Annotated in this window: 18 protein-coding genes; 8 read left to right on the top strand and 10 right to left on the bottom strand. The window is 55.4% G+C overall.

Translation table 11 applies throughout. The features are described from left to right. Window positions 1-212: 212 nt before the first annotated feature. The 7 genes from I6G83_RS23530 to I6G83_RS06585 form a co-directional block, all read right to left on the bottom strand. Window positions 213-425, bottom strand: coding sequence for a hypothetical protein (locus I6G83_RS23530; protein ID WP_232238950.1), 213 nt, complete (start codon window positions 423-425; stop codon window positions 213-215). Between the two features lie 260 nt (window positions 426-685). After that, the gene (locus I6G83_RS06560; RefSeq protein WP_099050061.1) at window positions 686-1,066 is read right to left on the bottom strand and encodes a hypothetical protein; all 381 of its coding nucleotides are present in this window, start codon (window positions 1,064-1,066) and stop codon (window positions 686-688) included. Between the two features lie 11 nt (window positions 1,067-1,077). After that, window positions 1,078-3,339, bottom strand: a complete 2,262-nt coding sequence (locus I6G83_RS06565) for a type VI secretion system Vgr family protein (RefSeq protein ID WP_062779314.1) — start codon at window positions 3,337-3,339, stop codon at window positions 1,078-1,080. A 320-nt stretch (window positions 3,340-3,659) separates the two neighbouring features. Further along, on the bottom strand, window positions 3,660-4,040 hold the full coding sequence (locus I6G83_RS06570) for a hypothetical protein (protein WP_072186156.1): 381 nt from the start codon (window positions 4,038-4,040) through the stop codon (window positions 3,660-3,662). A 26-nt stretch (window positions 4,041-4,066) separates the two neighbouring features. Then, the gene (locus tag I6G83_RS06575; protein WP_072186155.1) at window positions 4,067-4,456 is read right to left on the bottom strand and encodes a hypothetical protein; all 390 of its coding nucleotides are present in this window, start codon (window positions 4,454-4,456) and stop codon (window positions 4,067-4,069) included. 92 nt (window positions 4,457-4,548) lie between these two features. Further along, entirely contained in the window at window positions 4,549-4,917 is a 369-nt protein-coding gene (locus I6G83_RS06580) for a hypothetical protein (protein WP_072186157.1), read from the bottom strand. A gap of 217 nt (window positions 4,918-5,134) precedes the next feature. Beyond that, complete coding sequence (locus tag I6G83_RS06585; protein ID WP_062779316.1) at window positions 5,135-6,016, bottom strand: LysR family transcriptional regulator; 882 nt, start codon at window positions 6,014-6,016, stop codon at window positions 5,135-5,137. Between the two features lie 109 nt (window positions 6,017-6,125). Between I6G83_RS06585 and I6G83_RS06590 the strand changes: the two genes are divergently transcribed. Both I6G83_RS06590 and I6G83_RS06595 read left to right on the top strand, forming a co-directional pair. Then, window positions 6,126-7,205, top strand: coding sequence for a linear amide C-N hydrolase (locus I6G83_RS06590; protein WP_054306929.1), 1,080 nt, complete (start codon window positions 6,126-6,128; stop codon window positions 7,203-7,205). A gap of 249 nt (window positions 7,206-7,454) precedes the next feature. Further along, on the top strand, window positions 7,455-8,072 hold the full coding sequence (locus I6G83_RS06595; RefSeq protein ID WP_015962384.1) for a trimeric intracellular cation channel family protein: 618 nt from the start codon (window positions 7,455-7,457) through the stop codon (window positions 8,070-8,072). On the opposite strand, the gene ligB is transcribed toward I6G83_RS06595, so the two are convergent. Together ligB and I6G83_RS06605 are read right to left on the bottom strand one after the other, a co-directional pair. Then, window positions 8,047-9,771 (bottom strand): NAD-dependent DNA ligase LigB, encoded by a 1,725-nt coding sequence (ligB, locus tag I6G83_RS06600; RefSeq protein ID WP_082394684.1) that lies wholly within the window; start codon window positions 9,769-9,771, stop codon window positions 8,047-8,049. The genes I6G83_RS06595 and ligB overlap by 26 nt on opposite strands. Beyond that, window positions 9,768-10,043: a hypothetical protein gene (locus tag I6G83_RS06605; RefSeq protein WP_062779319.1), complete on the bottom strand. Its 276-nt coding sequence runs from the start codon at window positions 10,041-10,043 to the stop codon at window positions 9,768-9,770. Before I6G83_RS06605 ends, ligB begins: the two co-directional genes overlap by 4 nt. An 11-nt stretch (window positions 10,044-10,054) precedes the next feature. Here I6G83_RS06605 and gmk point away from each other — a divergent pair, with 11 nt between their 5' ends. Genes gmk through recG form a run of 5 tightly spaced genes read left to right on the top strand, consistent with a single transcriptional unit; the run spans window position 10,055 to window position 15,911 of the window. Beyond that, a complete protein-coding gene (gmk, locus tag I6G83_RS06610; protein WP_015962386.1) occupies window positions 10,055-10,678 on the top strand; it encodes a guanylate kinase in 624 nt (207 codons plus the stop codon). A gap of 54 nt (window positions 10,679-10,732) precedes the next feature. Further along, window positions 10,733-11,008, top strand: coding sequence for a DNA-directed RNA polymerase subunit omega (rpoZ, locus tag I6G83_RS06615; RefSeq protein WP_015962387.1), 276 nt, complete (start codon window positions 10,733-10,735; stop codon window positions 11,006-11,008). An 18-nt stretch (window positions 11,009-11,026) separates the two neighbouring features. After that, window positions 11,027-13,132 carry a bifunctional GTP diphosphokinase/guanosine-3',5'-bis pyrophosphate 3'-pyrophosphohydrolase gene (gene spoT, locus I6G83_RS06620; protein WP_015962388.1) on the top strand — a complete coding sequence of 702 codons (2,106 nt, stop codon included), beginning with the start codon at window positions 11,027-11,029 and terminating at the stop codon, window positions 13,130-13,132. A 5-nt stretch (window positions 13,133-13,137) separates the two neighbouring features. Next, the gene (gene trmH / locus I6G83_RS06625) at window positions 13,138-13,833 is read left to right on the top strand and encodes a tRNA (guanosine(18)-2'-O)-methyltransferase TrmH (RefSeq protein WP_071823862.1); all 696 of its coding nucleotides are present in this window, start codon (window positions 13,138-13,140) and stop codon (window positions 13,831-13,833) included. Further along, window positions 13,830-15,911 carry an ATP-dependent DNA helicase RecG gene (recG, locus tag I6G83_RS06630; RefSeq protein ID WP_054306930.1) on the top strand — a complete coding sequence of 694 codons (2,082 nt, stop codon included), beginning with the start codon at window positions 13,830-13,832 and terminating at the stop codon, window positions 15,909-15,911. The genes trmH and recG overlap by 4 nt, the downstream gene beginning before the upstream one ends. Before the next feature lie 59 nt (window positions 15,912-15,970). On the opposite strand, the gene gltS is transcribed toward recG, so the two are convergent. Next, complete coding sequence (gltS, locus tag I6G83_RS06635; RefSeq protein ID WP_015962391.1) at window positions 15,971-17,179, bottom strand: sodium/glutamate symporter; 1,209 nt, start codon at window positions 17,177-17,179, stop codon at window positions 15,971-15,973. 241 nt (window positions 17,180-17,420) lie between these two features. Between gltS and I6G83_RS06640 the strand changes: the two genes are divergently transcribed. After that, entirely contained in the window at window positions 17,421-18,815 is a 1,395-nt protein-coding gene (locus I6G83_RS06640; RefSeq protein WP_054306931.1) for a nucleobase:cation symporter-2 family protein, read from the top strand. Window positions 18,816-18,931: the final 116 nt, after the last annotated feature.

Consider the following 18,931-nt stretch of genomic DNA (forward strand, 5'->3'; position numbering starts at 1 on the left):
ATAGATATAAGACCAAATACTCATTTCACGCATTGATTAGTTATCACCTAATATTAGAGGCTTATCAAACAATGCTATTCTCTTCGGATTCTTTGGATCATACTTTATTGTTGTTCCATTACCGGGAGAAAACCGCTCTATCTCTTCGAAAGAAAGCGCTTTTGTTAGACTCGACTCAACTTCTACATTATCCATAGTTTTAAACCTAAACGTTAATTTATATATAGGTTTATTCCCCCCCAATAACTTGTTTGGCTGGATGAAATAATATCGGCGTTAACTGCAAGGCCATTTTTTATAACATCGCTTTGCATTGCTCCATTTTTAAACTGGGGAATAATATCACAATATAAAAAACGCCCAATAGAAAATACAGCAACAACACCTAATAAAACCTTAAATATTGTGCTTACCATATCCCACATAGCCTATCCTATAAAATCAGAGTTAGTAAAATCTGACTTAGATTAATATTACTATGATAAATAAAATTTTAAGCCTAGTAGAATTCCCAGCAACTCCTCCAGTTCCACCAATAAGGTGATTATTACCCTGCCAGCGTTAATATGCCAAGATGCAGGGTTTGATAATTTTCAAGATATAGCCTTTCATTTACGATAAACTTGCGGCTATATGATTTTGTCTAACCTTTATTAGTAATAATATAAAAATTGAAATTTTTATTTCACTCAAAATCAATACCAATAACTGCTATTTTTTTTGGAGGAACCCCTTGATACTTTATTGTTAGATTCAATCCTTTCTTTAACTTACTTGCTTCTGACACCTTGACAACTGCCGCAGCATTATATTTTTTTGTACCACCATCTAAATCGCACTCAAAAGTAAACGAATAGAAATAATCAATATTGTGTTTTGCCTGTAACTGTTTCCACGAGACCAATTTAGCAGAGGCCACATCTCCATTCCATAAGTTTTGGCTACTCCAGTTTTTTATCTCCTCCTGTCCTTCTTTATTTACTTTAATCCCTTTAAAAGAGACAAACACAATAATTATTGCAACTATCCAAACAGCCATAGATGCATACTCTGAGATAAAACTCACATATCCTCCTTTCATATAAAAATATGTATTGCACTAAGAGCAACGTTCTGCAATGAATTTTCTATTCGACTAAGAGATCGTACATAATTCATAGGTTCAGTAACTACACTAGTTAGAGATGTCGATATAGTCAGGGGAGTCCAACTGATTGCAGATCCATTTAATGAGACACTAACCCCCGTTACAGCTGCATTTACCGATTTAAACGAAGTATGATCCTTTATAAACTCATTAACTTTGCTAGATTTTATTTCTTTATTTTTATCATTATGAACAAAGTCCGGTGTATCTATAAAAACTTTAGAAGTACTACTTATTTTTATTAGATTAGGACTAGAGATATGTATTTCACCATTAGTAACATCCTGCGTCCAGTCACCACCATTGACATTAACGGTTAACCCACCATCAGTAATGGTTTCCGTCTTGCCACCAGCTTTGATATTAGTGACCTGCCCACTATCAAAATCCTGCGTGATCTTGCCGGTTACATGATGTGTTTCATCGCCAGTAATGGTGGTATCACGCTTATCTTTAACCTTGACCAGATCACCACCGCTGGTGATCTCAAGATCGCGGCCATTGGTGATCGTCGTTTTTTCACCGTCTTTAAAGGTTTTCGTTTCCTTTTTATCCACCGTCGTGGTGCGGGTAGCGTGATAATTAAAGACCGCATCCCCCGTTACGTCATCCTTCTGCTCTTTAAGAATGGTGGTGGTGCGAGTACCATCGATCGTCACATCTTTATTATTCTCTACCGAAACCCGCATATCTTTTTCCGCATGCATCGACAGCATTTCGGCACCGGGTTTATCTTCAAAATAGAGATGGCTGGAATTATCAAGATGCCCGTCTTTACTGCGGGTCATAAAGCCCATCTGGGTGGCCGCTGCCGGCAGCGCCCACGGCGGCATGCTGGCTTCGTTATATACCCTGCCCGTCACGATTGGGCGGTCCGGATCGCCGTTGATAAAGTCGATCACCACTTCGTCACCAACGCGCGGGATCTGCACGCCGCCAAACCCCTGACCGGCCCAGGCGCTGGAAACGCGCACCCAGCCCGAACTGGTGTCATCGCCATTCGCCAGACGGTCCCAGTGGAACTTCACCTTCACCCGGCCGTATTTATCGGTCCAGATGGATTCGCCCTGCGGCCCCACTACCTTCGCGGTCTGCGGGCCGTAGGTACGCGGCCAAGGCGTCGCCTGCTCCGGGCGGAATACGACGGAGGATGGGATCACCGAAAAGTCCAGCCGGTGAACGCTTCCCCCGCTGTCGCCGCTGGCATAGCGGTTCTCTTCAAACTGGTAGTGCACCGCCGTAGTCAGATACTCGCCGTTATCGCTGAAGAATGGCGCGTTCAGCAGTGCAAAGGTGTAACCCGGCGCCAGCCCAACGGCAGTGCCAGTTCCCTGTATCTGCTGGTGATCCACCTGCCAGCGTTCCTGACGGATGCGGGCATAGAACTCGCCGTGGCCATGTTCCACATAGCGTCCCGGCCAGTCGTAAACATCGATGCTGCCCGGTGACGGCGAGGCCGGATTCTGACGCGCCTGGAACAGCCAGGCGTTGGGCTTGCGGAAATCGTAGTCGTCCAGGCTGTAGATGCCCGGTGTGACGCTGTCTTCCAGCGCCCACTGGCTGATGCCCTCTTCGTCGGTACTGCCGCCGGAAGGCGTAACATGGTAGGGAATACTCTCGTAACCGCTGAACGGCTGCTGTTGCAGCGGGGCATCCGTCAACACCAGGGTGTGTTTGTCCGCCTCATGGCTGAAGTGATAGGCAATGCCCTCCAGCTCCATCAAACGGCTGATAAACGCCAGGCTGCTCTCCTGATACTGCACGCAGTATTCCCATGGGCGATAGCTGCCCGTCAGCCGATCTTCCACATTCACCTGGCTTTCGCCCAGCAGACTCTTCACGATCTGCGGCACCGTCTGGCCCTGGAAAATACGCAGGTTACGGTCGCGCTTCATCGGCCACAGATCCGGCTCCATCGTCAGGCGGTATTCCGCATAGCGGGTACCGGACAGTTCCACCGCATTGACCGCCACGCGGGTTATCTTGCCGTTCAGGTAGCGTTTACCCATCAGAGAACGCGTCGGGATAGTCACCGTAATCGGCTGCCCCAACAGGCTGCTGCGATCGATACGTGCATCAGTACTCAGCAACGTTACGTTCAGTTCAAACGGCTCCGATAACGCCTCGCGCCCGGAGAGTTTCCAGAAAAGCAGCCCGGGGATGGGTAGCTGAACGGTAATGCGATCTAACATGACGGTAGTCCTTTGCCTGACAACGGTAATGCGATAGTAAAGAATCGCCTTTATATCAGGATAGGGCACGATAGTGAAATATAGAATCAGAATATGATGAATATCGTCACGTTTATTTATAACACTATAAAGATCGGGTGTTTTGCTCCGCGTAACTATCGATAACATAGGTCAATAACCGCATCCCGCAGCACCGGCCACCTGTAATATAAGGATAACGCTATGCGCTACGTATGTTATTCAAGCAGTTGGTAAACAGTGTACGATATAGCGATGCAGCTTACTGAAGACAGTAAAATGCGGTATTAACACGTTATTGCTCAGTCAAAATCAACGCCAATAACGGCGATTTTCTTAGGGGGTACGCCTTGATGCTTTATCGTCACGACTAACCCTTTCCGCAATTTGCCAACCTCCGAAGCTTTAACCACTCCTGCAGCGCTGTACTGCTTTAAGCTACCGTCCAACTCGCTTTCAACAGTAAACGAGTAGAAGTAATCAATATTGTGTGTCGCCTGCAGCTGTTTCCATGAGATGAGTCTGGCAGTGGTGACACTACCTTTCCATAAATCTCTACCAATCCAATTTTTAATTTCTTTAATGTCGTCCTTTTGACCTCTAAGTCCCCTTATAGAAATAAAAACAAGAATAAAGATAACTGACCACGCAAAGATAAACGGATGCTCTGAGATAAAACCCATAAAAACCTTCTTATGTGAGAAATTACTCACCCATAATCAACAGACATTACTGAAATTTTTCCTGGCGGAACCCCATCATATTTAATGATGATCGGTAAGCCTGGTTTTAATTTAGGAACCTCTGATACCCTAACGACTGAAGCAGCACTATACTGTTTATTTTCCCCATCAATATTCATCTCAAAGGTGAAGACAAAATAATAGTCAAGATTATTAGTTGCGTTAGTCTGCCGCCAACTTACCAATAATGCTTCTTTTATCTCACCTTTCCATCTGTCTTTACTTAACCAGTGTTTTATTTTGCTAAGATCATCTCCCTGTCCCTTCAGCCCTCTTAGCGTTCCAAAAATCATCAAAAACGTTAAGGCAAGCGCTGCCATAATGATCAGCCCTGAATATTGACTAATAAAACTCACTCTACCTCCCAGTAAATGTCAGATATATACAGACATGTTCTGTTAATGTTCGTTCCACCGGCTTAGCACCCATGCCCACATACAACAGAATACTAGTTATTAACATTGCCAACAACAATGATATTCTGCGGATTGCTCCTTTGGTATTTTATAGTAATCAATTTACCTGGTTTATATTCTTCAGCATAAAATGCCGAAATATTAATATCTTTATTGGTGGATATTTTTTCATCTCCAATGGTAAACTCGATTAATAATGAAATAAACAGACGCCCATCTGCAGTTTGGTTATCATGTGGCTTTGCATCAATCACTATGGCCTCCACCTCCTGACCACTATTCATAATAGACTCGTTTTTTTTACTAGATCTTAACGTATTCCTCACGCCATAAAAAACAACGATGAGCAAAGAACACGTGACAATTATATTAAACCAAAGAGCAACATCGGCTAATCCCATGATAATCCCCACCAGCACTAATAAATTGACAAACCCTTTAGCATTACAGGGTTTGTTAACGATTTCCCTAACATGTTCCATTCATAATTAATGTGATCGTAATACATTCAGGCATAACCTAAATCTTTCATCACCGAGTGGCAATGGGATCACAACGAATATCTGCTATTTCAGGATAAAATCAGCGGCGATCCCGGCAACATTCTCCACCGCCCCCCTAAGATTCCTCGCGGTATATCCGCTGCACCTGTTCAATCAACCGCAGCAACTCATCATCGGCGCCCGGCTTCCAGAGCGCGACCATCGGGTGCGTCAGGCCGCTCTGGCCCAGCTCGGTGTCGAGCCGGCTTACCGCCGGCCATTGCTGTGCCTGAAAATGCGTCGGTAAAAATGCCCAGCCCTGCCCGGCGCTCAGCGCCGCCTGCAGCAGCGGCAATTCATTGATTACCCTGATGCGGTCAGAGATCTGTAAGCGCTTAGCCATGGCATCCGGCAGGTCGCTGAACGGGATAAGCTGAGTGTGCGCAGCCAGCGCAATCAGCGGAATCGGACAGGCGTCCGGAAAGAACCCCTCACGGGCATACACCGCCATCTCCAGCGCCCCTAGCGCTCGCCATTTAAACCGATCGCTGATGCTGCGGTTAAGCGCCTGATAGACGCCAAGGTGCGCCGCGCCGTCGGCCAACAGATCTTCCGCCTCTGCCCTTTCCATCATGCGCAGGTCCAACGCAATACCCTGCTGATACAGCGCCGCCGACAGCGCGCTCAAAAACTGCCTTGGCGTAAACGCGTCATAGCACAGCACCACGCGCTGGCGAACCTGCTGCGGAATATGCTCCGCCAGCTGGCAAAAGGTTTCCGCTTCCTGCAGGAATAGCCGCGCCTGACGATACAGGCGCTGCCCGGCATCCGTTAACCGCAGCGGGCGCGTATGGCGATCGAACAGCGCATAGCCTAAATCCAGCTCCAGATACTCGACCAGTTCGCCGACGGTGGTGCGGTCCTTGCCCAGGCGTTTAGCTGCCCGCGTTAAATTACCGCTCTCGCACACGCTGGCGAACGCCTCTATCTGAGCTAAAGAAAATCGAATCTTTCCCACGGCTGTTCCTGTCCGGTTCGGGGGATTTTCCCCCATTAACTCACTCTTGACCGCGCGGCCAACGCCTTACTCTTCCCGGGTACCCCTCACATAACGGTAAGGAGATAACATGAAAAAATTCGCTTCCAGCGCATCGGCGCTGCTGGCCGGCGCGATACTCAGCGCCAGCCTGACCACCGGCGCACAGGCCTGCACCCGCGCGTTTATGAATATGTACCCCGGCTATATGGTCAGCGCCCGTAATCTGGATTTCTTCGGCCCGGTCGATCCCGCGTTGGTGATCACCCCGCGCGGCGTGGCGCATAACGGCGGCGACAATCCCAATGCCGCACAGTGGCAAACCCGTTACGGCAGCGTAGTGGTCTATGCCGACGGCGTATTCCCGATGGATGGCATGAATGAAAAAGGGTTGGCGGGGCACACGCTGTTTTATATGAACGGCAGCCAGGTTCAACAGGACAATCAGGATAAACCGGTTCTCGAAAGCCGCGCCTGGCTCAGCTACATTCTGGACAATTACGCAACCGTCGATCAGGCAGTAAATGCGATCCGTAACGATGTGCGCCTGGTCGCCGCGCGCCTGCCGATCGATTACGCCTCCGACACCAAACATATCGCCATTGAAGACGTTAGCGGTGATTCAGCGATTATCGAGATTGATAACGGCAAAGTTAATGTTTATCACGACAAAAACTACCGGGTGATGACCAACCCGCCGTCTTACGCACAACAGCTGAAAAATCTGGCTAAATATCAGAATGCCAAACGCAGCGACATTCCCGGCGGGCTGGAAGCGGATGAGCGCCTGGTGCGCGCCAGCTACGATCTGCAAAACCTACCGCAGCCGGATAACAAGAATCAGGCTCAGGGATTTATTTTATCGGTGATTAACAATGTGGCTTACCCCATCGGCTCGCCGGCAGAACCTGACGAACAGAAAGTGTCCGATATGTATGAAAAATACAGCAAGCGCCCGGAACAAAATAAAGGCATCGGCACTTACTGGACCGCCATTTCCGACCTGAGCCACGGCGAATACCATTTCAAATCAACCTTCGCGGCCTCGCAGGTCTGGGTATCGCTGCACGATATCAACTTTAGCCAAGGCCAGCCGGTACGGCAAATCAAGCACCTGAATGACTACGCGCAGAAAGGCTGGGAGGGCAATATTCTGGCGCAGGCGAAGTAACGGCAGGCCCACGCCGCACGGCGTGGGCTATTGTGTAAATAGTTTCCCCGGGAAAGCAGCACGAAATAATTTATGCCTGAGTTTTAATAACAACCGACAACAATGCTGTAAGCAAAGAAAAATACGCACTAAGGCATTAGTTATAGTAATCCGAATGGCTATCGGTGAGAAAAACTCAGTGGCGGCATAATCAGATGGTCATTACCCTTCAGTTAAAAGTTCTATTCTAGCCGCACAGCGAATTTCCTCATGTTACTGAGCATTCTTTATATTATTGGCATCACCGCCGAAGCCATGACCGGCGCGCTGGCCGCCGGGCGTCGTCAGATGGATCTGTTCGGCGTGCTGATCATCGCCTCCGCCACGGCCATCGGCGGCGGTTCGGTGCGCGATGTCCTGCTTGGCCATTATCCGCTAGGCTGGGTTAAACACCCAGAATACATCGTGATTGTCGCCATTGCCGCCATCGTCACCACCTGGCTCGCCCCGCTGATGCGTCATCTGCGCCGGCTGTTTCTGGTGCTGGATGCCGTTGGCCTGATCGTATTCTCTATTATTGGCGCGCAGGTGGCGCTGGATATGGGCCACAGCCCGATTATCGCCGCCATTGCCGCGGTGATCACCGGCGTGTTCGGCGGGGTGCTGCGTGATATGTTCTGCAACCGCATCCCGCTGGTATTCCAGAAAGAGATTTACGGCGGTATCGCTTTCGCTGCCGCCTGGCTGTATATCGGCCTGCAGCACTTCGACCTGCCGCATAACGTCGTGGTGCTGATTACGCTGTTTGCCGGCCTGGGAGCACGCCTGCTTGCCCTGCGCTTCCGGCTCGGGTTGCCCGTGTTCAATTATCAACATCCGGATCACTGAGCGCATCGTCGGCAAAGCCGGCGATATGCTGCTGCCGCAGGCTGTTTGCCACGCGCTGTAGCGCCGGCTGGCGGAAGAACGCAACCAACTGTGCCGCCCGTTTATCGCCGACGCCGGCCTGCCGCTGCCATATATGCGTCGGCAGCCTTTTGGTCTGTTGCCACCCCGTCACCCCGGCAAGTTGTTCGGCCGACAGCGGCGCCCCCAACGCCAGCAGCCAGCGTTGGAACGGCTGCCGCCGCGCCAGCATAAATTGCTGATGCAGACGCTGCGCCTGCTTATCACCCACCCCCGGCAGCGTGCGCAGGCTTTCCGGCGTCAGCGTCAGCCAGTCCGCCAGTTCTTTCACCCGTCCGTGTTCGACCAGCATGCGCCAGCTGGCTTCGCTGACGCCGTTCATCATCAACCCCTGCGGGCCGCTCAGCCACACCAGCCGCGCGATAAACTGCTGCCGGCAACCTGCCTGCGGGGTAAAGCAGCTGAACGCGTGATAGCGCTCGGCATCCGGCGCGGTCAGCACAGGCCGTTCCACGCTGCGCCACGCCACGCGGGTCACCTGGGGGATCCCCTGTCCCTTCAGGCTGACGGCGACCTGATCGCCGGGCACGATGTCCCAGAACCGCCAGCGGGCGAGCGAACCGATGTTAACGCGTCGCACCCATTTATCGTCCAGTTGCAGCGGATCCAAAGCCAGCACCACCGTAATTTTGCCGGTGCGGCCAATGCGGAACATCACCCGCTCCACGCGCGTCACCTGTTCTGCCGGCGGATATTTCCACGCTACCGCCCACAGCGCCGGCTTATTACGCCAGTAGCGCCCGGACGGCGAACGAGCCTGATGCAGCACCACGCCATCGGTGACAAAAGGCAGGGGATTGGCAAACCACCTTTCACGCCAACGGATAACGTCCTCTACCGAGCTCACCGGCCGGGTATAGTCCCGCACCAGCGTAAAGCCCCACGCCGCCAACTGCGCCAGCCGCTGCGACATCTCGGGCGGGCCATCGGGCCAGGCCCAGATGAAAATCCCCAGCTGCGCCAGCCGTTCCGAGGGCCGGTTACGCATCAGTGCGCCGGCAACGCTGGCGCGCGCGTTGACGCCGCCGTAAGCCTGCTGGCGATGACCGGTCATCAGCAGAAACAGTTCCCCCTGCAGCACCAAAAAGTCCGGCGCGCCCGCCAGCGTTGACGGCACGCCGGGGATCGCCCTGACCTTCTCCAGCCAGTCTTCCCCCTGCCGGCCGTCGCCGCGGCTGATCGCCTGCGCCAGCTTGCCCTGCCGGTACACCAGCGTTACGGCCACGCCGTCGATCTTCGGCTGTAGCCACACGTCACGGCGCTCCGCCAGCCAGCGGGCAACCGCCCGACGGTCCGTCAGCTTGCGCAGCCCGGTATGAGCGACCGGATGGGGCATTTTTCCCGCCGGCAACAGCGGCAGCGGCGGCTCCCCCGCCCGCCCGGCGCAAACCCGCCAAAACTGCTGCTTTTGCCGCAGGCTGTCATAGAGTTCGTCGCTAATCAAACTTTGCCCGCGTTGGTAATAGGCCGCATCCCAACGCGCCAGCTGCTCTTCCAACGCATTCAGTTCGTTGCGCAGCCGCTCCGCCGGCCAGTGCGGACAGGTTTCCGCCTGCACGCAAGCGGAGATGACCATCGCGAGAATAAAAAACACGGCGCCGTAAAAAAGGTGTCCTTTCATTCCTTCCTCCCTGATGCGATGCAGTAAAACCGCTTTTCCGCACGGCGGCGACGCATAAACTCATCGGCTGCGAAACGCATGGCAAAATAAATTTTCTTTTGCGCAAAACCCTCAAAATAACGCGATACGCAAGGCAGTTTGCAATTTTTGCCGTGTTTTTCCCCCAAAGCCGCGGGCAAAATGCGTGCAAACGCTGCATCAGCGGCGTTAGCCGTGTATACTGTGCGGAGAAAATACACATCTGCTGTAATTGGCACATCAACCGCTATCAACGAACATCATCATGGCTCAAGGCACGCTTTATATTGTCTCTGCACCCAGCGGCGCAGGTAAATCAAGTCTGATTCAGGCTTTGTTAAAGACCCAACCGCTGTACGACACGCAGGTGTCGGTTTCACACACCACGCGCGACAGTCGCCCGGGTGAAAATCATGGCGAACACTATTTCTTTGTGTCGCACGACGAATTCCGCCGCATGATTGCGCAGGATGCCTTCCTTGAGCATGCCGAAGTGTTCGGCAACTATTACGGCACCTCACGCGCGGCTATCGAGCAGGTGCTGGCGACCGGCGTCGATGTTTTCCTGGATATCGACTGGCAGGGCGCGCAGCAAATTCGCGCCAAAATGCCGCAGGCGCGCAGCATCTTTATTCTGCCGCCGTCGAAGGAAGAGCTGGGCCGCCGCCTGCGCGGCCGCGGGCAGGACTCCGATGAGGTGATCGCCAAGCGCATGGCGCAGGCGGTAGCGGAAATGACGCACTATGCGGAGTATGATTATTTAATCGTGAACGATGATTTCGATCTGGCGCTGTCCGATCTGAAAACCATTATTCGCGCCGAGCGCTTGCGTTTAGGTCGGCAAATGCTGCGACATGACGCTTTAATCAGCAAACTATTGGCAGACTGAAGACAGTTTCAGTATTATGCCCAGTCTTTTCGTCACCTGTGGAGTAGCACAAATATGGCACGCGTAACTGTTCAAGACGCTGTAGAGAAAATTGGTAACCGTTTTGACCTGGTGTTGGTCGCTGCTCGTCGGGCACGTCAAATCCAGGTCGGCGGCAAAGACGCGCTGGTTCCTGAAGAGAACGATAAGTACACCGTTATCGCGCTGCGCGAAATCGAAGAAGGTCTGATCAACAGCCAGATCCTCGACGTCCGTGAGCGCCAGGAGCAGCAAGAGCAGGAAGCCGCAGAAATTCAGGCGGTTACCGCGATTGCTGAAGGCCGTCGTTAATTAAATAGCGAGTCTGCCTTGTACCTGTTTGAAAGCCTTAACCAGCTGATTCAACGTTACCTGCCTGAGGAGCAAATTAAGCGCCTCAAACAGGCATACCTCGTCGCACGTGATGCTCACGAGGGCCAGACACGCTCCAGCGGTGAGCCTTATATTACTCACCCGGTCGCCGTGGCCTGCATCCTGGCGGAGATGCGTCTCGATTACGAGACGCTGATGGCCGCCCTGCTGCATGACGTCATTGAAGACACCCCGGCTACCTATCAGGATATGGAACAGCTGTTCGGCAAAAGCGTTGCCGAACTGGTTGAAGGCGTATCCAAGCTCGACAAGCTCAAGTTCCAGGATAAAAAAGAAGCGCAGGCGGAAAACTTCCGCAAGATGATCATGGCGATGGTGCAGGATATCCGCGTCGTGCTGATCAAGCTGGCCGACCGTACGCACAATATGCGCACCCTCGGTTCGCTGCGCCCGGACAAACGCCGGCGCATCGCGCGTGAAACCCTGGAAATCTACAGCCCGCTGGCGCACCGCCTGGGCATCCATCACCTGAAAACCGAGCTGGAAGAGCTGGGTTTTGAGGCGCTTTACCCCAACCGCTACCGCGTCATCAAGGAAGTGGTCAAAGCCGCGCGCGGCAACCGTAAGGAAATGATCCAAAAGATTCTTTCCGAAATTGAAGGACGGTTGACCGAGGCCGGCATCGCCTGCCGCGTCAGCGGACGGGAAAAACACCTCTATTCCATTTACTGCAAGATGCACCTGAAAGAGCAGCGCTTCCATTCAATTATGGATATCTACGCGTTCCGGGTGATCGTCAAGGAAGTGGATACCTGTTACCGCGTGCTGGGCCAGGTGCATAGCCTATACAAACCGCGCCCGGGACGGGTTAAAGATTACATCGCCATTCCCAAGGCCAACGGCTATCAGTCGCTGCATACTTCGCTGATCGGGCCGCACGGCGTGCCGGTCGAAGTGCAGATCCGTACCGAAGATATGGATCAGATGGCGGAAATGGGGGTGGCGGCGCACTGGGCGTACAAGGAACAGGGCGAAAGCGGCACCACCGCGCAAATCCGCGCCCAGCGCTGGATGCAAAGCCTGCTGGAACTGCAGCAAAGCGCCGGCAGCTCCTTCGAATTTATCGAGAGCGTCAAATCCGATCTGTTCCCGGATGAGATTTACGTTTTCACCCCGGAAGGCCGTATTGTCGAACTGCCGGCCGGCGCCACGCCGGTTGACTTCGCTTACGCCGTGCATACCGATATCGGCCACGCCTGCGTCGGCGCCCGCGTCGATCGCCAGCCTTATCCGCTGTCACAGGCGCTTACCAGCGGCCAGACGGTGGAAATCATCACCGCACCGGGGGCGCGGCCAAACGCTGCCTGGCTGAACTTTGTCGTCAGCTCGAAAGCACGCGCCAAAATCCGCCAGATGCTGAAAAACCTCAAGCGCGACGACTCCGTCAACCTCGGCCGTCGTCTGCTGAACCATGCGCTGGGCGGCAGCCGCAAGCTGGCCGAAATCCCGCAGGAAAACATTCAGCACGAGCTGGAGCGCATGAAGCTGGCGACGCTGGACGATCTGCTGGCGGAAATCGGCCTCGGCAACGCCATGAGCGTGGTGGTGGCGAAAAACCTGCAGGGTGACCAATCCAGCCTCGGCGCCTCTTCCGGCGTGCGCAACCTGGCGATCAAAGGCGCCGACGGCGTACTGATCACCTTTGCCAAGTGCTGCCGGCCGATCCCGGGCGACCCGATTATCGCCCACGTCAGCCCGGGCAAAGGGCTGGTGATCCACCATGAATCCTGCCGTAACATTCGCGGTTACCAGAAAGAGCCGGAAAAATTCATGGCGGTCGAGTGGGATAAGGAAACCGAGCAGGAATTCATCGCCGAGATCAAAGTGGACATGTTCAATCATCAGGGGGCGTTGGCCAACCTGACGGCAGCGATCAATGCTGCCGAGTCCAATATTCAAAGCCTGAATACCGAAGAGAAAGACGGCCGGGTCTACAGCGCCTTTATTCGCCTGACCACTCGCGATCGCATCCATCTGGCAAATATCATGCGTAAAATCCGTATCATGCCGGATGTGATTAAAGTTAACCGTAACCGAAACTAGCGCCTATGAGCCCCGAACGCTATGCGCGGATTTGTGAAATGCTCGCCACCCGGCAACCGGATCTGACGGTCTGTCTGGAGCAGGTTCACAAACCGCATAACGTCTCCGCAATTATCCGCACCGCCGACGCCGTCGGCGTGCACCAGGTTCACGCCGTCTGGCCAACCGCCCGCATGCGCACGCTGGTTTCTTCCGCCGCCGGCAGCAACAGCTGGGTCAACGTAAAAACGCACCCGACCATTGGCGATGCGGTGCAGCATATGAAGGGCCAGGGCATGCAGATCCTGGCGACCCACCTTTCCGACCGCGCGGTGGATTTCCGCGATATCGATTACACCCGGCCAACCTGTATTCTGCTGGGGCAGGAGAAAACCGGCATCACCGAAGAAGCCCTGCAGCTGGCCGACCAGGACATTATCATTCCGATGATCGGCATGGTGCAGTCGCTCAACGTCTCCGTGGCTTCCGCCCTGATCCTGTATGAAGCACAGCGGCAGCGCCAGAACGCCGGCATGTACCGCCGCGATCGCAGCATGCTGGATGACGAAGAGCAGCAGCGTCTGTTGTTTGAAGGCGGCTACCCGGTGCTGGCCAACGTCGCCAAGCGCAAAGGCCTGCCGCGCCCGCATATCGATGAAAACGGCGAAGTGGTCGCCGACGCCGAATGGTGGGCCACCATGCAAGCCACGGTGCGCAGATGAAAGGCCGCCTGCTGGATGCGGTTCCGCTCACCACGCTGACCGGCGTTGGCGCCAGCCAGGCCGCCAAACTGGCGAAAATCGGGTTGGACACCATTCAGGATCTGCTGCTGCACCTGCCGCTGCGTTATGAAGACCGCACCCGTCTGTACCCCATCAACGACCTGCTGCCGGGCATTTTCGCCACGGTAGAGGGCGAAGTGCTGCGCAGCGATATCAGTTTCGGTCGCCGCCGCATGCTGACCTGCCAAATCAGCGACGGCACCGGCATCCTCACCATGCGCTTTTTCAATTTCAACGCGGCGATGAAAAACAGCCTGGCGACCGGACGCCGGGTCACCGCCTACGGGGAAATCAAACGCGGCAACCACGGTGCGGAAATTATTCATCCGGAATACCGCCTGCAGGGCGAGCATGACGACGTTGAGCTGCAGGCGTCGCTGACGCCGGTCTACCCCACCACCGAAGGCGTACGCCAGGCGACGCTGCGTAAGCTGACCGATCAGGCGCTGGAGCTGCTGGACACCTGCGCCATTACCGAACTGCTGCCGCCGGAACTGAGCGGCGGGCTGATGAGCCTGCCGCAGGCGCTGCATACGCTGCATCGTCCGCCGCCGGATATCCAGCTGGCCGATCTGGAGCTGGGCAAGCACCCGGCGCAGAAACGGCTGATTATGGAAGAGCTGCTGGCGCACAACCTCAGCATGCTGGCGGTACGTGCCGGCGCGCAGAGCTACCACGCCCAGCCGCTGCTGCCGGACGACGCCTTGAAAAAGGCGTTTCTGGCCCAGCTGCCGTTTGCGCCGACCGGTGCGCAACAGCGCGTGGTGGCGGATATCGAAGCGGATATGCAAAAAGATTTCCCGATGATGCGCCTGGTTCAGGGCGACGTCGGCTCTGGGAAAACGCTGGTGGCGGCGCTGGCGGCGCTGCGCGCTATTGCTAACGGCAAACAGGTGGCGCTGATGGCGCCGACCGAGCTGCTGGCGGAACAGCACGCGAATAACTTCCGCCAATGGTTTGCGCCGTTGGGCATTGAGGTCGGCTGGCTGGCCGGGAAACAAAAAGGCAAGGCGCGTATCGCGCAGCAGGAAGCGATCGCCAGCGGCCAGGTTTCCATGGTGGTCGGCACCCACGCTATCTTCCAGGAACAGGTGCAATTTAACGGGCTGGCGCTGGTTATCATCGATGAACAGCATCGCTTTGGCGTCCACCAGCGTCTGGCGCTGTGGGAAAAAGGTGAAGAGCAGGGCTTCCATGCCCATCAGCTGATCATGACCGCCACGCCGATCCCGCGTACGCTGGCGATGACCGCCTACGCCGATCTGGATACCTCGGTCATTGACGAACTGCCGCCGGGACGCACGCCGGTCACCACCGTGGCGATCCCGGATACCCGCCGGGCGGACATTATCGAACGCGTCAGAAACGCCTGCCTGCAGGAAGGGCGCCAGGCTTACTGGGTCTGTACGCTGATTGAAGAGTCCGAGCTGCTGGAAGCGCAGGCGGCGGAAGCCACCTGGGAAGAACTGAAGACGGCGCTGCCGGAGCTGAAGGTAGCGCTGGTGCACGGCCGGATGAAAGCACAGGAAAAACAGGCGGTGATGCAGGCCTTCAAGCAGGGCGAACTGCAGCTGCTGGTCGCCACCACGGTGATCGAGGTCGGCGTCGACGTGCCGAACGCCAGCCTGATGATTATTGAAAACCCGGAGCGGCTGGGTCTGGCGCAGCTGCACCAGCTGCGTGGCCGCGTAGGCCGCGGCGCGGTCGCCTCGCACTGCGTGCTGTTGTACAAAACGCCGCTGAGTAAAACCGCGCAAAAACGCCTGCAGGTGCTGCGCGACAGCAACGACGGCTTCGTGATTGCCCAGCGCGATCTGGAAATCCGCGGCCCCGGCGAGCTGTTGGGCACCCGGCAGACCGGCAGTGCCGAATTCAAAGTCGCCGATCTGCTGCGCGACCAGGCGATGATCCCGGAAGTCCAGCGGGTTGCGCGCCATATCCACCAGCACTATCCCGACCATGCTCAGGCGCTGATCGAGCGCTGGCTGCCGGAAAAAGCCCGCTACTCCAACGCATAAAAAAGGGCGCCGATAAGGCGCCCTTTTGCCGTCCTGCGGGGTAACATCCCCCGCCTGACTCAGCCAATCGCCGGGAAGACCGGCAGCAGCAGATACAGCTTAATAATGATGGCGTTGGCGATATCGATAAAGAACGCCCCAACCATCGGCACCACCAGAAACGCCAGATGCGACGGGCCAAAGCGATCGGTAATCGCCTGCATATTGGCGATCGCGGTCGGCGTAGCGCCCATCCCGAAGCCGCAGTGCCCGGCAGCCAGCACCGCCGCGTCATAGTTTTTGCCCATCACCCGGTAGGTGACGAAAATCGCGTACAGCGCCATCACCAGCGTCTGCACCGCCAGGATCGCCAGCATCGGCAGCGCCAGCGACGCCAGCTCCCACAGGCGCAGGCTCATCAGCGCCATCGCCAGGAACAGCGACAGACTGACGTTGCCCAGCACCGATACCGCACGTTCAAACACGGTATAAAAGCCGGTAAATGCCAGCGTATTGCTGAGGATCACCCCGACAAACAGTACGCAGACGAAGTTAGGCAGCTCGAACACCGTGCCGCTCAGCAGGCCGGCAATCAGCTGGCCAAGGCTGAGGCAGATGGCGATCATCGCGATGGTTTCAATCATCACCAAGGATGTGATCAGGCGGCCGCTCTCCGGCTTCTCAAAGCCGCTCGGCTGGACGCTGTCATCCGGCGAACCTTCCGGGGTGGAACGTTTAACCAGATGGCGCGCTACCGGGCCGCCAATCAGGCCGCCCAGCACCAGGCCGAAGGTGGCGCAGGCCATCGCCACTTCGGTGGCGTTTTCAAAGCCGTAACGCTCGATAAACAGTTTACTCCAGGCGGCGCCGGTGCCGTGGCCGCCCGACAGGGTGATCGAACCGGCGATCAGGCCCATCAGCGGGTCCATCCCCAGCATCTTCGCCATACCGATGCCGATGGCGTTCTGCACCACCAGCAGCCCCAGCACCACAAACAGGAAGATAACCAGCGCCTTACCGCCGGCGCGCAGCCGCGCCAAGTTGGCATTAAGGCCGATAGTGGCGAAGAAGGCCAGCATCAGCGGATCTTTCAGCGACATATCGAAGCTGATTTCCCAGTTAACGGTCTGTTTTAAAATCAGCAATAACAGCGCAACCAGTAAACCACCGGCGACGGGGGCGGGAATGGTGTATTTTTTGAGCAGAGGAATGCTTCTAACGCACTTGCCCCCAAGGAGCAAAACCAGAGTTGCGGCAACCAACGTGCCATAAGTATCAAGATGAAACATCTAGGTACTCCGTGTGAGGGGAAAAATCCAATTTTATTAATAAGTTATATAAAACCACTGAGTTTTTTAAACTTGATGAATGCAGGATTAGAAGGAAAAAACGCTGAGAAGACAAGAAAAAATGCATGAAAATGCGACATTAATAAAAATAATAGGGGAAGAAAAGCAAAGAGCAACCGTTTGCTTTTAGTGCCCAGACGATTAAAATGCCTGCTTTGCCGTTTCGGAAAAGTGCCACACCATGACCATGCAATCCGCCGAGCTTGAACCCGCGCAAAACGCCTCCGCCGCCTCGCCCAAAAGTGAACTGATCTACCGTCTGGAAGACCGCCCGCCGCTGCCGCAAACGCTGTTTGCCGCCGGCCAGCACCTGCTGGCGATGTTCGTGGCCGTGATCACGCCGGCGCTGCTGATCTGCCAGGCATTAGGGCTGCCGGCGCAGGATACTCAGCACATTATCAGCATGTCGCTGTTCGCCTCCGGTCTGGCCTCCATTTTACAAATCAAGACCTGGGGTCCGGTCGGCTCCGGCCTGCTGTCGATTCAGGGCACCAGCTTTAACTTCGTATCGCCGCTGATTATGGGCGGCATGGCGCTGAAAAACGGCGGCGCAGACGTGCCGACCATGATGGCGGCGCTGTTCGGCACCCTGATGGTCGCCTCCTGCACCGAGATTCTGCTGTCGCGCGTCCTGCACCTGGCGCGCCGCATTATTACGCCGCTGGTTTCAGGCATTGTGGTGATGATCATCGGCCTGTCGCTGATTCAGGTCGGCCTGACCTCCATCGGCGGCGGCTACGCCGCCATGAACGATCACACCTTCGGCGCGCCCAAAAATCTGCTGCTGGCCGGCGCGGTGCTGGCGGTGATCATTCTGCTCAATCGTCAGCGCAATCCCTATCTGCGCGTCGCTTCGCTGGTGATCGCCATGGCGGTCGGCTATCTGCTGGCCTGGGCGCTCGATATGCTGCCCGCCAGCCAGCCCGTCAGCAACGCCGCGCCCATCACCATCCCTACCCCGCTGTATTACGGGCTGGGCTTCGACTGGAATCTGCTGCTGCCGCTGATGCTGATCTTTATGGTCACCTCGCTGGAAACCATCGGCGACATCACCGCCACCTCTGACGTCTCCGAGCAGCCGGTGCGCGGCCCGCTGTATATGAAACGCCTGAAGGGCGGCGTGCTGGCCAACGGTTTGAACTCCATGCTGTCGGCGGTCTTCAACACCTTCCCGAACTCCTGCTTCGGCCAGAACAACGGCGTGATCCAGCTGACCGGCGTCGCCAGCCGCTACGTCGGCTTTGTGGTGGCGCTGATGCTGATCGCGCTGGGCCTGTTCCCGGCGGTCGCCGGCTTTGTGCAGCATATTCCCGAGCCGGTACTGGGCGGCGCCACCATCGTGATGTTCGGCACCATCGCCGCGTCCGGCGTGCGCATCGTCTCGCGTGAGAAGCTTAATCGCCGCGCCATCATGATTATGGCGCTGTCGCTGGCGGTCGGTATGGGCGTTTCCCAGCAGCCGCTGATTTTGCAGTTCGCCCCAGACTGGCTGAAAACCCTGCTCTCCTCCGGCATCGCCGCCGGCGGGATCACCGCCATCGTACTGAACCTGGTGTTCCCGCAAGAGAAGGAATAATCCTGCCGTCGGGCCGCATAGCCCACGCTTATCGTCTAAAACGGCCGCCTGCGGCCGTTTTTTATTGCCACTCAGACCATTACCCTTGAGATAGCCGGCCAATTACGGCATAAACG

This window comes from Serratia rubidaea (genome assembly GCF_016026735.1).
Taxonomy (GTDB): Bacteria; Pseudomonadota; Gammaproteobacteria; order Enterobacterales; family Enterobacteriaceae; genus Serratia_B; species Serratia_B rubidaea.